Here is a 15,672-nt window from a genome sequence, read left to right as displayed (position 1 = left end):
GGTTACTTATTGCATTTCTAACATAGGGTGAGAAAGAAAAATACAATAGTGTGGAGGTTTTTATAATGACGTTTGTTCTTAGTAAAATGAGTGGCTTTAGCATAGAAGAAAAGGTACATGAATTTGAATCTAAAGGGTTTCTTGAAATCTCAAATGAAATCTTTTTACAAGAGGAAGAGAATCATAGTTTATTAACACAAGCACAGTTAGATTATTATAATTTGGAAGATGATGCGTACGGTGAATGCCGTGCTAGATCTTATTCAAGGTATATAAAGTATGTTGATTCACCAGATTATATTTTAGATAATAGTAATGATTACTTCCAATCTAAAGAATATAACTATGATGATGGCGGGAAAGTTAGACAGTTCAATAGCATAAATGATAGCTTTTTATGTAATCCTTTAATTCAAAATATCGTGCGTTTCGATACTGAGTTTGCATTTAAAACAAATATAATAGATAAAAGTAAAGATTTAATTATAGGCTTACATCAAGTAAGATATAAAGCTACTAAAGAAAGACCATCTTTTAGTTCACCTATTTGGTTACATAAAGATGATGAACCAGTAGTGTTTTTACACCTTATGAATTTAAGTAATACAGCTATCGGCGGAGATAATTTAATAGCTAATTCTCCTCGGGAAATTAATCAGTTTATAAGTTTGAAGGAGCCTTTAGAAACTTTAGTATTTGGACAAAAGGTCTTCCATGCCGTAACGCCACTTGGAACAGAATGTAGTACGGAGGCTTTTCGTGATATTTTATTAGTAACATTTTCTTATAAGGAGACAAAATGAGAGAGAATAAAATAATTATGATTTCTGGAGCCAATAGCGGTATAGGTCATGCTTGTATAAAATATTTTTTAGAAAAATCATTTCATGTAATAGCTCTTGATATTAATAATAATAACTTAATAGATTATATGAAAACAGATATGCCTTTGAAAGTAGTGCAAATTGATTTAAGTAATAGCGAAGCGATTCATAATCTTTTTACTCAATTAGATTTAGAAAAGCTTTCTCCTGATATATTAATAAATGCAGCTGGTATTCGAGAGATAACACCTGTTTTACATTTATCCGATGATATGTTTAAAAAAGTAATTGATGTAAATTTAGTAGCACCATTTATCCTTTCTAGGGAAGTAGCTAAGCGATGGTGTGAATCGAAAATAAAAGGTTGTATTGTGAATATAGCATCGGTTTCTGGATTAATGGCTGAACCAGAGCGAGCTGCTTATGTGGCATCAAAGCATGCCTTAATCGGATTGACTAAACAGATGGCTATGGAATTTGGGAAGCAAAATATAAGAGTAAATAGCATTTCTCCCGGTGTTATTAGAACTGAACTTACAGAAGAATACTTTAGTAATAAAGCATTGATGTCTATGATAAAAAGTAATCAATCTTTAGATACTTGGGGGTTGCCGCAGGATATTGTTTCATGTATTGAGTACTTGATTTCTGATCAGGCCCGCTTTATTACTGGTTCTAATTTTGTAATTGATGGTGGTTGGACTGCTGGGAAAAACTTGTAGTTGAGTGTTTTTGAGGAAAAGCACCTGTCCTTTTTTAGGCTGGTGTTTTTCTCACTATAAACAGATTTTTTTATTGGAGGGGGATTAATTTGCTTCAAAAAAGTTTTAAGCAAGAGAAAACGGTACCGGCCTTAAAGATGATAGCATCAATGGTTATCTTTGGATCAGTTGGATTTTTTTCTGTTCAAACAAACTTACCTTCGTTTGAATTAGTGTTTGTAAGGTGTATTTTTGCGACAATATTTTTAAGTGTATGCTGGCTGCTTACAGGGCAATATAAACAAGATAAATGGGAACGAAAAGAAGTTATTCAAGTTTTAATATGTGGCTTTTTCTTAGTATTTAATTGGGTTTTCTTATTTAAAGCCTTTGAAAATATGTCAGTTACAATTGCTATCTCAGTTTATCATCTTGCACCAGTAATTGTACTGTTAATTGGAAGTATCGTCTTTAAAGAAAAATTAACATTAATATCTATCATTTCAATAGTTGTGTGTTTTGTGGGAGCTTTATTAATTGCTGGTATCGATGGAAGCTTCTCTTTCGGTTCATTAATGTCTTCAGGTATGATATGGGGATTTCTTGCAGCTCTCTTTTATGCATTTACAACTTTATTTGGTAAAGGGATTAACAAAATGAGTGCGTATGCAATGACATTTTTACAAACATTCTTGGGGATATTTCTTTTAATACCATTTATAGATTTAGATGCTTTTAGTGGCCTCACTCAAAGTAATTGGACATATATTATAGCTACTGGTTTTATTCACACAGGGATAGTGTATTATCTGTTTTTTGATAGTTTACGCCATTTATCTACAAAAACAATCTCAATATTAGTTTTTTTAGATCCGGCAGTGGCAATATTATTAGATACTGTACTTACTGGATTCCGTCCAACTTTAATGCAAATAACAGGAATTCTATTTATTTTTATTGGCATGACTTTAACATTAAAAAAATCTAAAGATAAAAAACTGAGCCAAAAAGAAAAGCGAATTGAAAGCGATGCTAGTATATCTCAACAATAATGAAATATATTGTGTATAAAACGATAAACCTTGCATGAATCATGCAGGGTTTATTTGGTCTAATATAATTCATATTTATAATATATGTTTTTTAACATGCTTTTGATTCACTTATATTTATTTGACTATAAATTTACAAAAATGTATATAAAACCTTATTTTTTGATAATATATAAGTAATAAATTCATAGAATTGGAGTGATGAGATGCAGCCGTTAGAAAGGGAGATTCATTCTAATATGCTGAAAGTGTGGAGGATTCACGCTTTAATTGGGGCGGCAGTTATACTAACAGTCGTAATTGCGTATTTCTTTTTTATGATTAACTTTAACTGGTGGGGCTGGTTGTTTGGACTATTAGTAACAGGAGCCATTATATTTATTCCACTTGATTATTTTGTATTTCCAAATTTACGTCAGCGCTATTATAGTTACAGATTAAATGAAGAAGAGATTGAGATTCAAAAGGGAATGTTCGCTGTAAAACGCGTACTTATTCCGATAATCCGTGTGCAGCACGTAACGATTGAGCAAGGGCCGATTATGAGAAAGTATAATTTAGCAGAATTACACATTTCAACAGCCGCAACTTCTCATAGTATCCCAGGTTTAACGAAAGAAGAAGCAGAACAGCTGAAAAGACAAATTGGAGAACTTGCGAAAGTGAGTGATGAGGATGTATAAGAGGCAACATCCGATTACGATATTGTTAGGTATTAGGGTTGCGAGTTTGTTGCCACTTATTATTCTTGTTTTATTTAAACCTGATGAACAAGTGGAACCTTGGTATTTATTTTATCTTTTCCTTCTGGTTGTTTTATTCATCATGGCTATTTTTTCAGCAATTAAATGGTATTTTAAAGTGTACTGGCTTGAGAATAATATTTTACATATAAAGCACGGTGTTTTTGTAAAGAAGGAAAGCTATTTAAATAAAGAGCGTGTACAAAATATTAGTATGTCTTCTAACATCATTTATCAAATGCTCGGACTTATGAAGTTAAATATAGAAGTAGCCGGTGGTGGTAATGAACCAGAAGTGATGTTGGCTGGTATTAAAGAAGACGAGGCAAAACATTTAATCTCTTTATTACATAAGAAAGAAACTACTGTAAAAGAAGAAATAGAAGAGAAAGAAAGCAAGATGGTTTATCAGTTAACAGCGAAAGAGGTTTTAGCCGCAGCGATTACATCTGGTCGGTTCGGACTAGTGTTCTCTGGACTAGTACTTCTTTACACAAAGTTTGATTTTGTTCTTCCTGAAGGATTCACAAGTAAAGTAGAAGCGTATGTGATGGGAAACGGTGTTTATAAACTAATTGTAATTGCATTAATTTTAATGGTAATTTCATGGATTATTTCCACGGCTGTATATGTGTTGAAATATGCAAACTTTAAAATTGAGCGAAAAGGGGAAGAGATTCGTATCGTTCAAGGATTATTTGAAAAGAAAGAGTTTGTCTTAAAATTGCACCGCATTCAAGCGATTACTGTAAAAGAAGGTATGCTTCGCCAGCCGTTTGGCTATTGTGCTGTTGAAGTGGAAGCAATTCAAAGTATTGGAGCAGCAAGTAACGAAGTAATGTTGCATCCATTTATGAAGAAAAAAGATGTACAGCCCCTGCTCACATATTTAGAGTTACCTTATGAAATCGAAGCGGAGATCGTTCACTTACCAAAAACAGCGTTGCGTCGTTATTTCATTATGGGCTGGTTAATAAGTATCATACTCACAGTTCTAATTGCCAGCGTGAGTATATATTTTAAACAATATATTGCGTTGTTTGTTATTTTACCGTTATTTATCGTGTTTTCGTTACTTGCGTATGCTAGATATAAAAGTGGTGGTTATGAATTAAGAGAAAATCAACTAACGGTTGTATATCGTAATTTTTCGAAATATACAGGAATAATGCGAAGAAGACATGTTCAAGCAGTAGGTTATGATCAATCGTATTTTCAAAGAAAAGATGAATTATGTACAACTCTTGTAGCGGTAGCCGGGCGCGGTTATGAAGTAAAGCATATGAGAAAAAAAGATTCGCTTCGTATATATAATTGGTACAAAGAAAAAGGAAACACCGGTGTGTAATGGTGTTTCCTTTTTGTCATTAAATCGATATCTTTAGTCGAATCGTTGATATATTTCAAGATGTGATAGATATATTCGAAAAATCGTTGATATATTCAAAGATGTGATAGATATATTCGAAAAATCGTTAATATAATTTCACGTACTGATAGTGTTGTATTACTTTTTAATTAAACTAACACATCAAAAGTAGTCACGAACGACGGACGAGAGAAAATACTCTTTTGCTGTTCGGCATGTGGATGCGCCTGTGCTTGTCCTTCTGCTTGCGTGGGACGTTTTTTATGAGCATTTTCGAATGAACGTGATTCTGTCCAGTCTTTAAAGTTTTGCTCTGTTTCCCACATCGTTAAGATGACATATGTATCGTTACTTAATGGGCGTAGAACACGGATCGCTTGGAATCCTGGTTCGTTTTCAATAAGACCTGCGCGGTTTTTAAAGCGGTTTTCAAATACTGGGCGACCTTCGTCTGTGACAGAAATGTTGTTACAAACGATATAGCCAGGTTGTCCTTTAAATTCACCGACAGCATCTAGTACGTCATACTGAAGTGAACCTTCTACAGATTCTTCTGTATTTTCTTTATAAAACATATTTTTCTCATCATTTTTTGCAGTGAAATGTGATTGTTCTAGAGGTGTTTCGTATGAAATAATAGCCTTCATTTTAATGCCCCCTTAATAGTTTGTTTCTATTATATCAACTCTCTTAAAAAACTTCGAAGATTATATACATAAAGATACTTCTTTTTCAAATAATAAATGTACCATCATTTGGAAAGAAGGACGATGTATGAAGAAAGTAAAGTGGACTTTATTAGGCGGCGTCGCAACGTTTGTAGTAGCAATTGTACTCTATAAACTTATCGTGTTAGCTGGTGGCTATATGATGGATGAAAAGCAGCTCGTTTTCCACTCTTCATCACGTATTGTTGACCAGAAAGGAAAAGAAATTACGAAATTATACGTAGAAAATAGGGAACTCGTACCAGTCGAGCAAATTCCGAAGTATGTGCAGCAAGCGTTTGTTGCGGTGGAAGATTCCCGTTTTTATGAGCATCAAGGAATTGATTATCCGTCTATATTCCGGGCTCTTTATAAAGATACGTTAGCTGGAGAAAAGGTAGAGGGCGGTAGTACCATTACGCAGCAACTCGCTAAAAATGTCTTTTTAACTCGTGAAAAAACATTTACGCGCAAATTGAAGGAAGTCGCAATTTCTCTTCAATTAGAGCAAAAATATACGAAGCAACAAATTCTTGAAATGTATATGAATCATATTTATTTTGGTCATGGGGCTTACGGTATTCAAGCGGCAGCAAAGTTGTATTTTAATAAAAATGTTGAGGATTTAACGGTAGAGGAAGGGGCAATGCTTGCAGGCCTTCCGAAGTCACCAAACGGATATTCACCGTACTACTCTGCAGAGAAGAGTAAGGAACGCCGCGATCTCGTGTTGTCACTTATGCATAAACAAGGCTATTTGACTGCAGAAGAAAGCGTTCGTTATCAAGGGAAGACAATTGCTCTATATAAAAACTTAGATGAGAATGAGCTTGCATATATGCCGTATATTGATATGGTCATAGATGAAGCCGCTCGTTTATACGGGTTGTCTCATCAGGAAGTACTTCGCGGAGGATATACGTTTGTCGTACCTATGGATGAAAAAATTCAAAAGGTAGCGTATAACCAGTTTCAAGATGCAAGGAATTTCCCTGGGAAAGAAGAGGGGGCGCAAGGTGCATTTTTATTAATGGATAATCGTACGGGAGGGATTAAAGCGGCGATTGGGGGAAGAAAGTACGTCCCGAGAGGATTTAATCGTGTTTTTGCCAAAAGGCAGCCTGGATCTGTTTTAAAACCACTTATCGTTTATGCACCAGCACTAGAAACGAAAAAGTATAATCCGTATTCTTTATTAACAAATGAAAGAAATTCTTTTGAAGGGTATGAACCTCGAAATTATAATCATGAGTATTCAAAAGAAATGACGATGTATGATGCGATTTTAGAGTCGGCAAACGTACCAGCAGTTTCTTTATTAAATGAGTTAGGGGTAGAAGAAGGAAAGCAATATTTAGAAAAAGGAAATGTCCATATTGCAGATGCTGGTTTAAGTACAGCGCTTGGCGGATTGAAAAATGGCGTTTCAACATTTGATCTTGTAAAAATGTATCGTTCATTTTTAGCAAATGGAAATATTATTGAGCCGCACGTTATTGATAAAGTATTAAATAGACACGGTGCAGTCATTGGGGAATCTCCAAAAGTAGAGACGAAAATCTTCTCGAAGCAGACAGCATGGTATATGACGAAAATGTTAGAAGGAGTTGTGAAGGAAGGAACAGCGAGAGTTGGTGTATATAACGGTGCGTTAGCTGGGAAAACAGGTACAACTTCATTGCCAAATGACGATAAGGGAGCAAGAGATATGTGGTTCGTCGGCTATACACCGAACTTAGTAGGCGCTGTTTGGATTGGTTATGACCGTACGGATAAGGAGCATCAGTTGCAAGGAGAAAGTGCATCTGCGACAAAATTATTTAAGAAAATTTTAACGAAGGCTAATGTAGAGCATAAAGAGAAGTTTATGAAACCTGAAGGTGTGGAAACAATCGGTGCTCCGATTCGGCTACGAAGAATTGAAGATGTAAAAATGAAACTATCATTTAGTCCTTTCGGTTTATTTAAAGCAAAATTAAGCTGGACGCCACTTCCAGATAACAGAATTATGTACCGAATCTATAGAGTGGAGAATGGAATTCATACGCATGTTAGCACTGTAAACGGTGCTGGAGAATATGAGGAAAAGTTCGTTAACATATTTTCAAAACCGAGCTTTTACGTTGTACCATATAATACACAAACGAATCGCGAAGGAGAAAAGTCAAAAGTAGCTAAACCATAGTTTTTCTCTGTGTTATAATAAGAATGTTGTGAAAATAGTAAGCGTTTTTAAGAATGTTTGTGTCAATTTAATGAACAACGTACATAATATTATGCATTTTGTTTTTACAAGCTGTATAGTAAAAAAAGATAAATATCGAACGTATTCGAAGCATTGGTAAGGAAGGGAGCAAGGGTCTTGGTAAGAACTATAAATGAGACATTTTTAAAAGCATGTAGGGGGGAACGTACCGATTATGTACCAGCATGGTATATGCGTCAAGCAGGTCGTTCACAGCCGGAATATAGAAAGATTAAAGAAAAGTATTCTTTATTTGAAATTACACACAATCCAGAGTTATGTGCTTACGTTACAAAATTGCCGGTTGATCAATATAACGTAGACGCAGCAATTCTTTATAAAGATATTATGTCACCACTACCTGCAATTGGTGTGGATGTAGAAATTAAATCAGGTATTGGCCCAGTTATTGATAATCCAATCCGTTCTTTACAAGACGTAGAAAAACTAGGGGAAATCAATCCAGAAGATGACGTACCGTACATACTAGATACAATTCGTTTATTAACGACAGAAATGTTAGACGTACCGTTAATCGGTTTTTCAGGAGCTCCATTTACATTAGCGAGCTATATGATTGAAGGCGGTCCATCTCGTAACTACCATAATACGAAAGCGTTCATGTATGCAGAGCCAAAAGCTTGGTTCGCTTTAATGGATAAACTAGCAGATATGGTTATTACATATTTAAAAGCGCAAATTAACGCAGGAGCAAAAGCAGTTCAAATTTTCGATTCTTGGGTTGGAACAGTAAATGTAGCAGATTATCGCGTATTTATTAAACCAGCAATGGAGCGTATTTTTGCAGAAGTTCGTAAGATGGGTGTACCGATGATTATGCACGGCGTAGGAGCTGCACACTTAGTGAATGAGTGGCACGACTTACCGCTTGATGTAGTCGGCTTAGACTGGCGCTTACCGATTGAAGAAGCACGTGCACGTGGCGTTCATAAGGCGGTACAAGGTAATATGGACCCTTCATTCTTACTTGCACCATGGTCTGTTATTGAAGAACATGTAAAAGGTATTTTAGATCAAGGGATGAAACAGCCGGGTTATATCTTTAACTTAGGTCACGGTGTATTCCCAGAAGTAAATCCAGATACATTAAAACGTTTAACTACATTTATTCATGAATACTCTAAAGGGCAGTTAGCGAAGTAAAGGAGAATTGCTGTATGAAAAAGAAAATTGGTTTGCTTGTAATGGCATACGGAACGCCATATAAAGAAGAAGATATTGAACGTTACTATACACATATTCGCAGAGGAAGAAAGCCAAGTCCTGAAATGCTGGAAGATTTAACAGAGCGTTACCGTGCAATTGGTGGTATTTCTCCTTTAGCTACTATTACATTAGAGCAAGCTAAGAAGTTAGAGAAGCGTTTAAATGAAGTACAAGATGAAGTAGAGTACCATATGTATCTTGGCTTAAAACATATTGAACCGTTTATTGAAGATGCGGTGAAAGATATGCATAACGACGGAATACAAGATGCAATCGCACTTGTTCTTGCACCTCACTATTCTACTTTTAGCGTGAAATCATACGTTGGACGAGCACAAGAAGAAGCTGAGAAACTTGGAAACTTAACAATTCACGGTATTGATAGCTGGTATAAAGAGCCGAAATTCATCCAGTACTGGGTCGATGCAGTGAAAGTTATATATAACGGTATGTCAGATGCAGAGCGTGAAAAAGCAGTACTAATCGTATCTGCACACAGCCTACCAGAGAAAATTATTGCAATGGGCGATCCATATCCAGATCAATTAAATGAAACAGCGGATTATATCGCGCGCGGAGCGGAAGTAGCAAACTATGCAGTAGGCTGGCAAAGTGCAGGAAACACACCAGATCCTTGGATTGGTCCAGATGTACAAGATTTAACGAGAGAACTAAATGAAAAGCACGGTTATACTTCATTCGTATATGCACCAGTTGGATTTGTTGCGGAACATTTAGAAGTTTTATATGACAACGACTTTGAGTGTAAAGTTGTAACGGATGAAATTGGTGCGAAATATTATCGTCCAGAAATGCCAAATGCATCGGACGCATTTATTGATTGTTTAACAGATGTTGTATTAAAGAAAAAAGAATCTGTACTGTAAGAAGAAAGGGGGAGCCTGCTTGAGGAAAAAAGTTGTGATCGTCGGCGGAGGTATTACTGGATTAACAGCAATGTATAATTTACAAAAAAATATTCATGAAAAAAACTTGCCGATTGATACATTACTTATAGAAGCATCGGGTAAACTTGGCGGAAAAATTCAAACCGTTCGAAAAGATGGATTTACAATTGAGCGCGGACCGGATTCTTTCTTAGCACGAAAAGAAAGTGCAGCTAGATTAGTGAAAGAATTAGGTCTTGGCGATGAAGTTGTAAATAATCAAGCCGGTCAATCATTTATCCTCGTAAACAATCGGTTACATAAAATGCCGAGCGGATCAATGATGGGAATTCCAACGCAAATTACGCCGTTTCTATTTTCCGGGCTGTTCTCCCCAATTGGTAAATTAAGAGCTGGTTTTGATCTATTAATGCCGAGGTCAAAGCCAGTATCTGACCAATCACTCGGACAATTTTTCAGACATCGTCTTGGAAATGAAGTGGTTGAAAACTTAATAGAACCGTTACTATCAGGTATTTATGCAGGGGATATTGATGAAATGAGCTTAATGTCAACATTCCCGCAAATGTATCAAATTGAGCAGAAACATCGCAGTATTTCACTCGGTATGCGTACGCTCGCTTCGAAAGAAGAGAAAGCTGAACCGAAAAAAGGAATCTTCCAAACAGTGAAAACTGGTTTAGAATCTATCGTAAAATCTCTCGAAGCAAAGATGCATGAAGGTACGATAATAAAGGGAACTCGCATTGAAAAAGTTGCAAAACAGGGTGATGGTTATACGATTACTCTTAGTAACGGAAAAGAAATAGAAGCGGACGCCATCGTAGTGGCAACTTCGCATAAAGTATTGCCGTCCATGTTTGCTCAGTACAAGCAGTTTCGTTTCTTCCGTAATATTCCATCCACATCCGTTGCGAATGTCGCACTTGCTTTCCAAAAGTCCGCAATCCAGCGCGATATTAATGGTACAGGATTTGTCGTATCACGAAATAGCGATTACACCATTACAGCATGTACGTGGACGCATAAAAAATGGCCACATACAACGCCAGAAGGAAAAACACTCCTTCGCTGTTACGTTGGACGTGCTGGTGATGAAGCGGTTGTAGAACAAACTGAAGAAGAACTCGTTCAGCTTGTACTAGAAGATTTAAGAAAGACGATGGATATTACAGAGGATCCAGAGTTTACAATCGTAAGTCGCTGGAAAGAAGCGATGCCCCAATATACAGTAGGTCATAACGAGCGAATGAAAAAGCTCACAACATTTATGGAGAAAGAGTTACCTGGTATATATTTGGCAGGTAGCTCCTATGCTGGTGCTGGACTTCCAGATTGTATTAATCAAGGTGAGGAAGCTGCAAAGCGTGTATTATCTCATTTGGAGAAAGTAATAGATGCTGAATTAATCGCACAATAAACTATAAGAAACGCCTTCAATCATATTGAAGGCGTTTCGTTTATTATATAAAATATTTATTCGCCAATAAACATATATAAGTTATTTGGCTTTATAACGGCATCTCCTGCATAAATAACCCACTCTGTTAAGTTATCAAAATCTAAATGATAACTATTTCCTTCACTCATATCTTTTATAAAATATGGTTCATTAATGAGTATTCCTTGAATGAAATCTTCCGTAATGTTTTGCATTTCAAACCACATATGTTCACTTTTTCCTTCTTCGTAGGAGACACCAAACTTAGCAAGGAAACGAAAATCTTCATTTGATTGTTCAATATGAAAAATGTTGCTGAAATACCCGAAAGTATTTTTCGCATTGTAAGCCATACGAGCCGTTTCACTATTTGTTTTATAGAACATGAGCCCTGTAGCTTCCTTGTGTTCTTTGAAAAAACTTTCAATATATTCTTCTGAAGTATTAAATTTGAATAAGAGAACGGATGGAGATTGATGGTATTCATCTCGGGCATCCATTCCGCCTAAGAATGTATTTTGTGCATCTATTGGTTGTAGTTTCACTTCTTCATCCTCGATTGAAGATAATTGGTCCATACTCGTTTTATGCCCTATATAAGATAATCCTTTTTCCCACGGAACAGCGACTGTATGTATAGAACCTTGCTGACTATGTGCGATAACGATAGGCTCATTCATAGGGACTTGTCCATTCTCAACGGCATTATTAGCAAATGTTTGAAAGAGATCGCCAATGCCGTAGTAGGAAGAAATGCGATTTGGAATAATTAACTCTATTTCAGTTACGCCTGCTCTTAAAAGACCATGTGTATGAAACCAATATTGCGTAGGCTCATCATCTTTATCGTCTTCATAAACAGAATGAATAACGTACAAGTCAGGAATGTCAGGTAATAATTCATTTTCAACGTGATATTCAATATAGCTTCTAGATATCACTTTCATTGCTGCACTTGAATCTATTACAAATAACAAATCTGGGGCGAGATTCCATAAAAACTGTAACTGCTGGAAAAAGCAGTCCAGTACATCGCCTACAAATAGCGTACGAGTGAAAATTTCAGTGCCGAAAGCCACATCTTCAAAATTACGATCTACAATTGTAGAATCTTGTCTATTATACATTTTATATTCTTCTGGGTCGTTCGCCTCATCAATATGCAGTTCATACGGTATGACTGTTTCACCCATATGTAATTCAACAATAAGGCTTTTCTCATCACTATAAACAATTTTTAACTCATCAACTTTAGTAGCGATAATTTCTAGTCGGTGTTTTAACTGCTCAATTGTAATTCTAGTTGGTATAACAGCAATCATATCTGAAAAATGACGTTCTAATGTTCCATTCATAGCTGCGCGGTATGTTTCTGTTTGCACTTCCATCCAATCACTCCTATTCAAATGAATCCATTTTACATGCCAATCAAATATCGATATTTTCTGTTTTCTCTCTCTAACATTATAGAGTGCATTTGTAGAAGGTGTAAAATTATTATTTTGTATTATAGTTTGAAAGCTTGTAAATTAAATAAATCTTTTGTAAAATTTGTCGAAAAATAGTTCTATATAACGAATCATTTGTTATGATAGAAATGCTGAGAAAATATGAAATAGGGAGAGGAAAATGGCTGTGAAGAAATTGTTAAGCGTCTTTTTATCATTCTTGCTATTGCTTTCATTTACTGGAACTTTAGCGCAAGCAGAAGAAACTGCTTCTATGTCAGTAGAAAAAGCAATTCAAGTATTTAAGCAGCAAGGGAAAACGAAGGGGATTGTGGAAGGATATATTGTTGGATATACGCAAAGTTCTTCTAAATATACGAAGGATCCAGCTAAGTTTGATGATACAAACGTAGCAATTGCAGATTCGCCAAACGAAACGAATCCAGACAAAATCATGCCCGTTCAGTTGCCAAAAGGTGATGTGAGAACGGCAGTGAATGTAAAAGATCACCCTGAAAATATCGGGAAGAAAGTTAGTTTGACTGGGACTCTTGAATTATATTTTAGTAACCCAGGTCTAAAATCAGTAACAGCTTATAAGTTTCAAGGTGAAGGACAAAATCGTGTTAGCGATGTAGTAGCTTCGCCGAACGGCGGAGAAGTTGCTAAAGGAACAGCGGTAACATTAACGACGAATACAGAAGGCGCAACAATCTACTATACGTTAGATGGCTCTAATCCTACTAATAAAAGCGTTCGTTATAATGGACAAATTATAGTGAATGAAAATAGTGTAGTGAAAGCAATCGCAGAAAAAGAAGGACTTACTTCTTCAGCAATTTCGACATTTTCATTTATTATCGTAAATAATGAACAGGTTCGTATTCATGACATTCAAGGAAAATCACATATGTCTCCTTACAACGGGAAGAAAGTAAACAATGTGGAAGGCGTTGTCACAGCGCTTGATAAAAACGGCTTTTATATAGAAGATAATCAGCCAGATAATGATCCAGCTACTTCAGAAGGTATGTACGTATATAAAAAAGATGCGAATGTAGCAGTAGGAGATCTTATTCAAGTTGATGGAGTAGTAGAAGAATATGTAGGAGCAGGATATGCAGAGCGATTTGAAACAGACTTAACGACGACAGAAATTAAGGCGAGTCGCGTTGCTGTAATCGCAAAAGATCAATCTTTGCCGGCACCGATTGTACTTGGAGAAAACGGTGTGAAAATCCCGGACCAGATTATTGATAATGATGCATTTGGTTTATTTGATCCAAATGAAGATGCAATCGACTTCTATGAAAGTATAGAAGGTATGCGTGTTACGATGCCAACACCAAAAATTATTACACCTCAGAAAAACGGGAATTTATATGTAACAGTAAAAAATGGTGGAGATAAAATAGTAACACAATATGGGACACCTCTATTAGATGAAAATCAATTAAACCCAGAGCGTCTTTCTGTAAAAGTACCTCGCGATTATGTAGCAAAAGTAGGAGATACTTTCACTGGAGATATAACAGGGGTAGTAGGATATGATTACGGTTCTTTCCGTATTTCGCCAATAACAGAACTGCCAGCTGTAGTGGATGGTGGATTTAAGCAAGTAGGCGCAAATATTCAGCCACGTCTTGATAAGTTAACGGTTGCTACATATAACATTGAAAACTTCTCAGCGAATAAAAAAGAAACAACAGATGAAAAGGTAAAAGCGTTAGCGTATTCTATTAAATACAACTTAAAAATGCCAGATATTATCGGTGTAGAGGAAATGCAAGATAATAACGGATCAATTAATGACGGTACAACAGATGCGTCATTAAGCGCAAAACGTATCATTGATGCAGTTCTAGAAATTCGTGGACCGAAGTATGAGTATGTAGAAATCGCTCCAAACAATAATCAAGACGGAGGAGCACCAGGAGCGAATATTCGCGTCGGCTTCTTCTATAATCCATCACGCGTGAAATTAGCGACGGTACCAAAGTTACTTGATAAAAATGTTGTTCGTATTGGAGACGAAAATCTATTGTTTGAAAGTACACGTAAACCGCTAGCGGCAGAATTTACGTTCCAAGGACAAAACATTGTTGTCGTTGCAAATCACTTAAACTCAAAACTAGGAGATGCAACGCCATTTGGAAAAGTGCAGCCGCTCGTATTAAAGAGTGAAGACAAACGAATTCAGTTAGCACAAGAAGTAAATCATTTCGTGCAAGGAATCCAGAAAAAGAATACGAATGCACCAGTTGTTGTGTTAGGTGATATGAACGATTTCGAATTCTCTAAACCACTAAAAACACTAGAGGGAACAATCTTAAAAGATATGTTAAACACAGTGCCGAAAGAGAACCGCTACACGTACATTCATGAAGGAAATGCACAAGTGTTAGATCATATTTTAGTAACAAACAATATCGCACCACACACAATTGTAGACCCAGTACACTTAAACTCAAACATTATGAAAGAACACGGACGTGTAAGTGACCACGACCCAGTACTTGCTCAAATTGATTTGAAGAAGGCTTCTTAAAGTGGGGAACGCTTAGGTGACTAAGCGTTCTTTTTTTGCATCGTTATAGAATAGTATAAAGAGATTATTCCTTTTTTTGTAATCTAATGATAAAATTGATTGAATATTTAGTTTTTAATAAGGGGGACAACAATGCAGTTACAAATAAATGGAAAGGTAATGAATCAGTTTGCAATTTTTTTTAGTACGATCATCATGCTTCAGTTTGTAGCTGATATAACAGGACTTACAAGCAATCTAGATATTACGTATAACTTAATACATACAGCAGCTTCTTATATAACATTTAGTTTGGCGGTTATTTTCACTTTAATAGGTGCAAGAAGAGAATTAAGTAAATATGCAATTATTTTATTATGTTCAGTGGTAGGTATTAAAGCAATTTATTTTGCGGTGTTCGTTATCTTATGGGGATTGGCAGGTACACCGTAAAGGGGAGGATGATTATATGTAATGATA

At 35.9% G+C, this 15,672-nt stretch carries 13 protein-coding genes; 11 read left to right on the top strand and 2 right to left on the bottom strand.

The features are described 5' to 3' along the window. Positions 1-65 precede the first annotated feature (65 nt). From BUA87_RS12120 to BUA87_RS12100, 5 genes are all read left to right on the top strand, one after another. The gene (locus tag BUA87_RS12120) at positions 66-803 is read left to right on the top strand and encodes a 2OG-Fe dioxygenase family protein (protein WP_016082583.1); all 738 of its coding nucleotides are present in this window, start codon (positions 66-68) and stop codon (positions 801-803) included. Continuing rightward, positions 800-1,546, top strand: a complete 747-nt coding sequence (locus BUA87_RS12115; protein WP_001208940.1) for an SDR family NAD(P)-dependent oxidoreductase — start codon at positions 800-802, stop codon at positions 1,544-1,546. The genes BUA87_RS12120 and BUA87_RS12115 overlap by 4 nt, the downstream gene beginning before the upstream one ends. Before the next feature lie 89 nt (positions 1,547-1,635). After that, positions 1,636-2,577: a DMT family transporter gene (locus BUA87_RS12110; protein WP_000939632.1), complete on the top strand. Its 942-nt coding sequence runs from the start codon at positions 1,636-1,638 to the stop codon at positions 2,575-2,577. Between the two features lie 206 nt (positions 2,578-2,783). Beyond that, positions 2,784-3,260, top strand: coding sequence for a PH domain-containing protein (locus tag BUA87_RS12105; protein WP_072939772.1), 477 nt, complete (start codon positions 2,784-2,786; stop codon positions 3,258-3,260). Continuing rightward, positions 3,253-4,668: a PH domain-containing protein gene (locus BUA87_RS12100; protein WP_072939769.1), complete on the top strand. Its 1,416-nt coding sequence runs from the start codon at positions 3,253-3,255 to the stop codon at positions 4,666-4,668. The genes BUA87_RS12105 and BUA87_RS12100 overlap by 8 nt, the downstream gene beginning before the upstream one ends. A 170-nt stretch (positions 4,669-4,838) precedes the next feature. Here BUA87_RS12100 and hmoB read toward each other — a convergent pair whose 3' ends face one another. Next, positions 4,839-5,336 (bottom strand): heme-degrading monooxygenase HmoB, encoded by a 498-nt coding sequence (gene hmoB / locus BUA87_RS12095; protein ID WP_071714113.1) that lies wholly within the window; start codon positions 5,334-5,336, stop codon positions 4,839-4,841. Positions 5,337-5,463: 127 nt separating this feature from the next. Here hmoB and BUA87_RS12090 point away from each other — a divergent pair, with 127 nt between their 5' ends. From BUA87_RS12090 to hemY, 4 genes are all read left to right on the top strand, one after another. After that, positions 5,464-7,581, top strand: a complete 2,118-nt coding sequence (locus BUA87_RS12090) for a transglycosylase domain-containing protein (protein WP_053565068.1) — start codon at positions 5,464-5,466, stop codon at positions 7,579-7,581. Positions 7,582-7,758: 177 nt separating this feature from the next. Then, positions 7,759-8,805, top strand: coding sequence for a uroporphyrinogen decarboxylase (gene hemE / locus BUA87_RS12085; RefSeq protein ID WP_000252605.1), 1,047 nt, complete (start codon positions 7,759-7,761; stop codon positions 8,803-8,805). 14 nt (positions 8,806-8,819) lie between these two features. After that, positions 8,820-9,755: a ferrochelatase gene (hemH, locus tag BUA87_RS12080; protein WP_071714114.1), complete on the top strand. Its 936-nt coding sequence runs from the start codon at positions 8,820-8,822 to the stop codon at positions 9,753-9,755. A gap of 19 nt (positions 9,756-9,774) precedes the next feature. After that, positions 9,775-11,196 carry a protoporphyrinogen oxidase gene (gene hemY / locus BUA87_RS12075; RefSeq protein ID WP_072939766.1) on the top strand — a complete coding sequence of 474 codons (1,422 nt, stop codon included), beginning with the start codon at positions 9,775-9,777 and terminating at the stop codon, positions 11,194-11,196. A 56-nt stretch (positions 11,197-11,252) separates the two neighbouring features. Here hemY and BUA87_RS12070 read toward each other — a convergent pair whose 3' ends face one another. Further along, a complete protein-coding gene (locus tag BUA87_RS12070; RefSeq protein ID WP_072939763.1) occupies positions 11,253-12,605 on the bottom strand; it encodes a DUF4026 domain-containing protein in 1,353 nt (450 codons plus the stop codon). 241 nt (positions 12,606-12,846) lie between these two features. Here BUA87_RS12070 and BUA87_RS12065 point away from each other — a divergent pair, with 241 nt between their 5' ends. Then, complete coding sequence (locus tag BUA87_RS12065) at positions 12,847-15,213, top strand: DUF6359 domain-containing protein (RefSeq protein ID WP_000279285.1); 2,367 nt, start codon at positions 12,847-12,849, stop codon at positions 15,211-15,213. A gap of 132 nt (positions 15,214-15,345) precedes the next feature. After that, complete coding sequence (locus BUA87_RS12060; protein WP_001176842.1) at positions 15,346-15,645, top strand: hypothetical protein; 300 nt, start codon at positions 15,346-15,348, stop codon at positions 15,643-15,645. The last annotated feature ends 27 nt before the right edge of the window (positions 15,646-15,672 follow it).

It is taken from the genome of Bacillus sp. bc15, from assembly GCF_900142585.1.
In the GTDB taxonomy this organism is placed as follows: Bacteria; Bacillota; Bacilli; order Bacillales; family Bacillaceae_G; genus Bacillus_A; species Bacillus_A cereus.
Note: the sequence above shows the minus strand (reverse complement) of the source record. Positions and strands in the feature narration are given on the sequence as shown.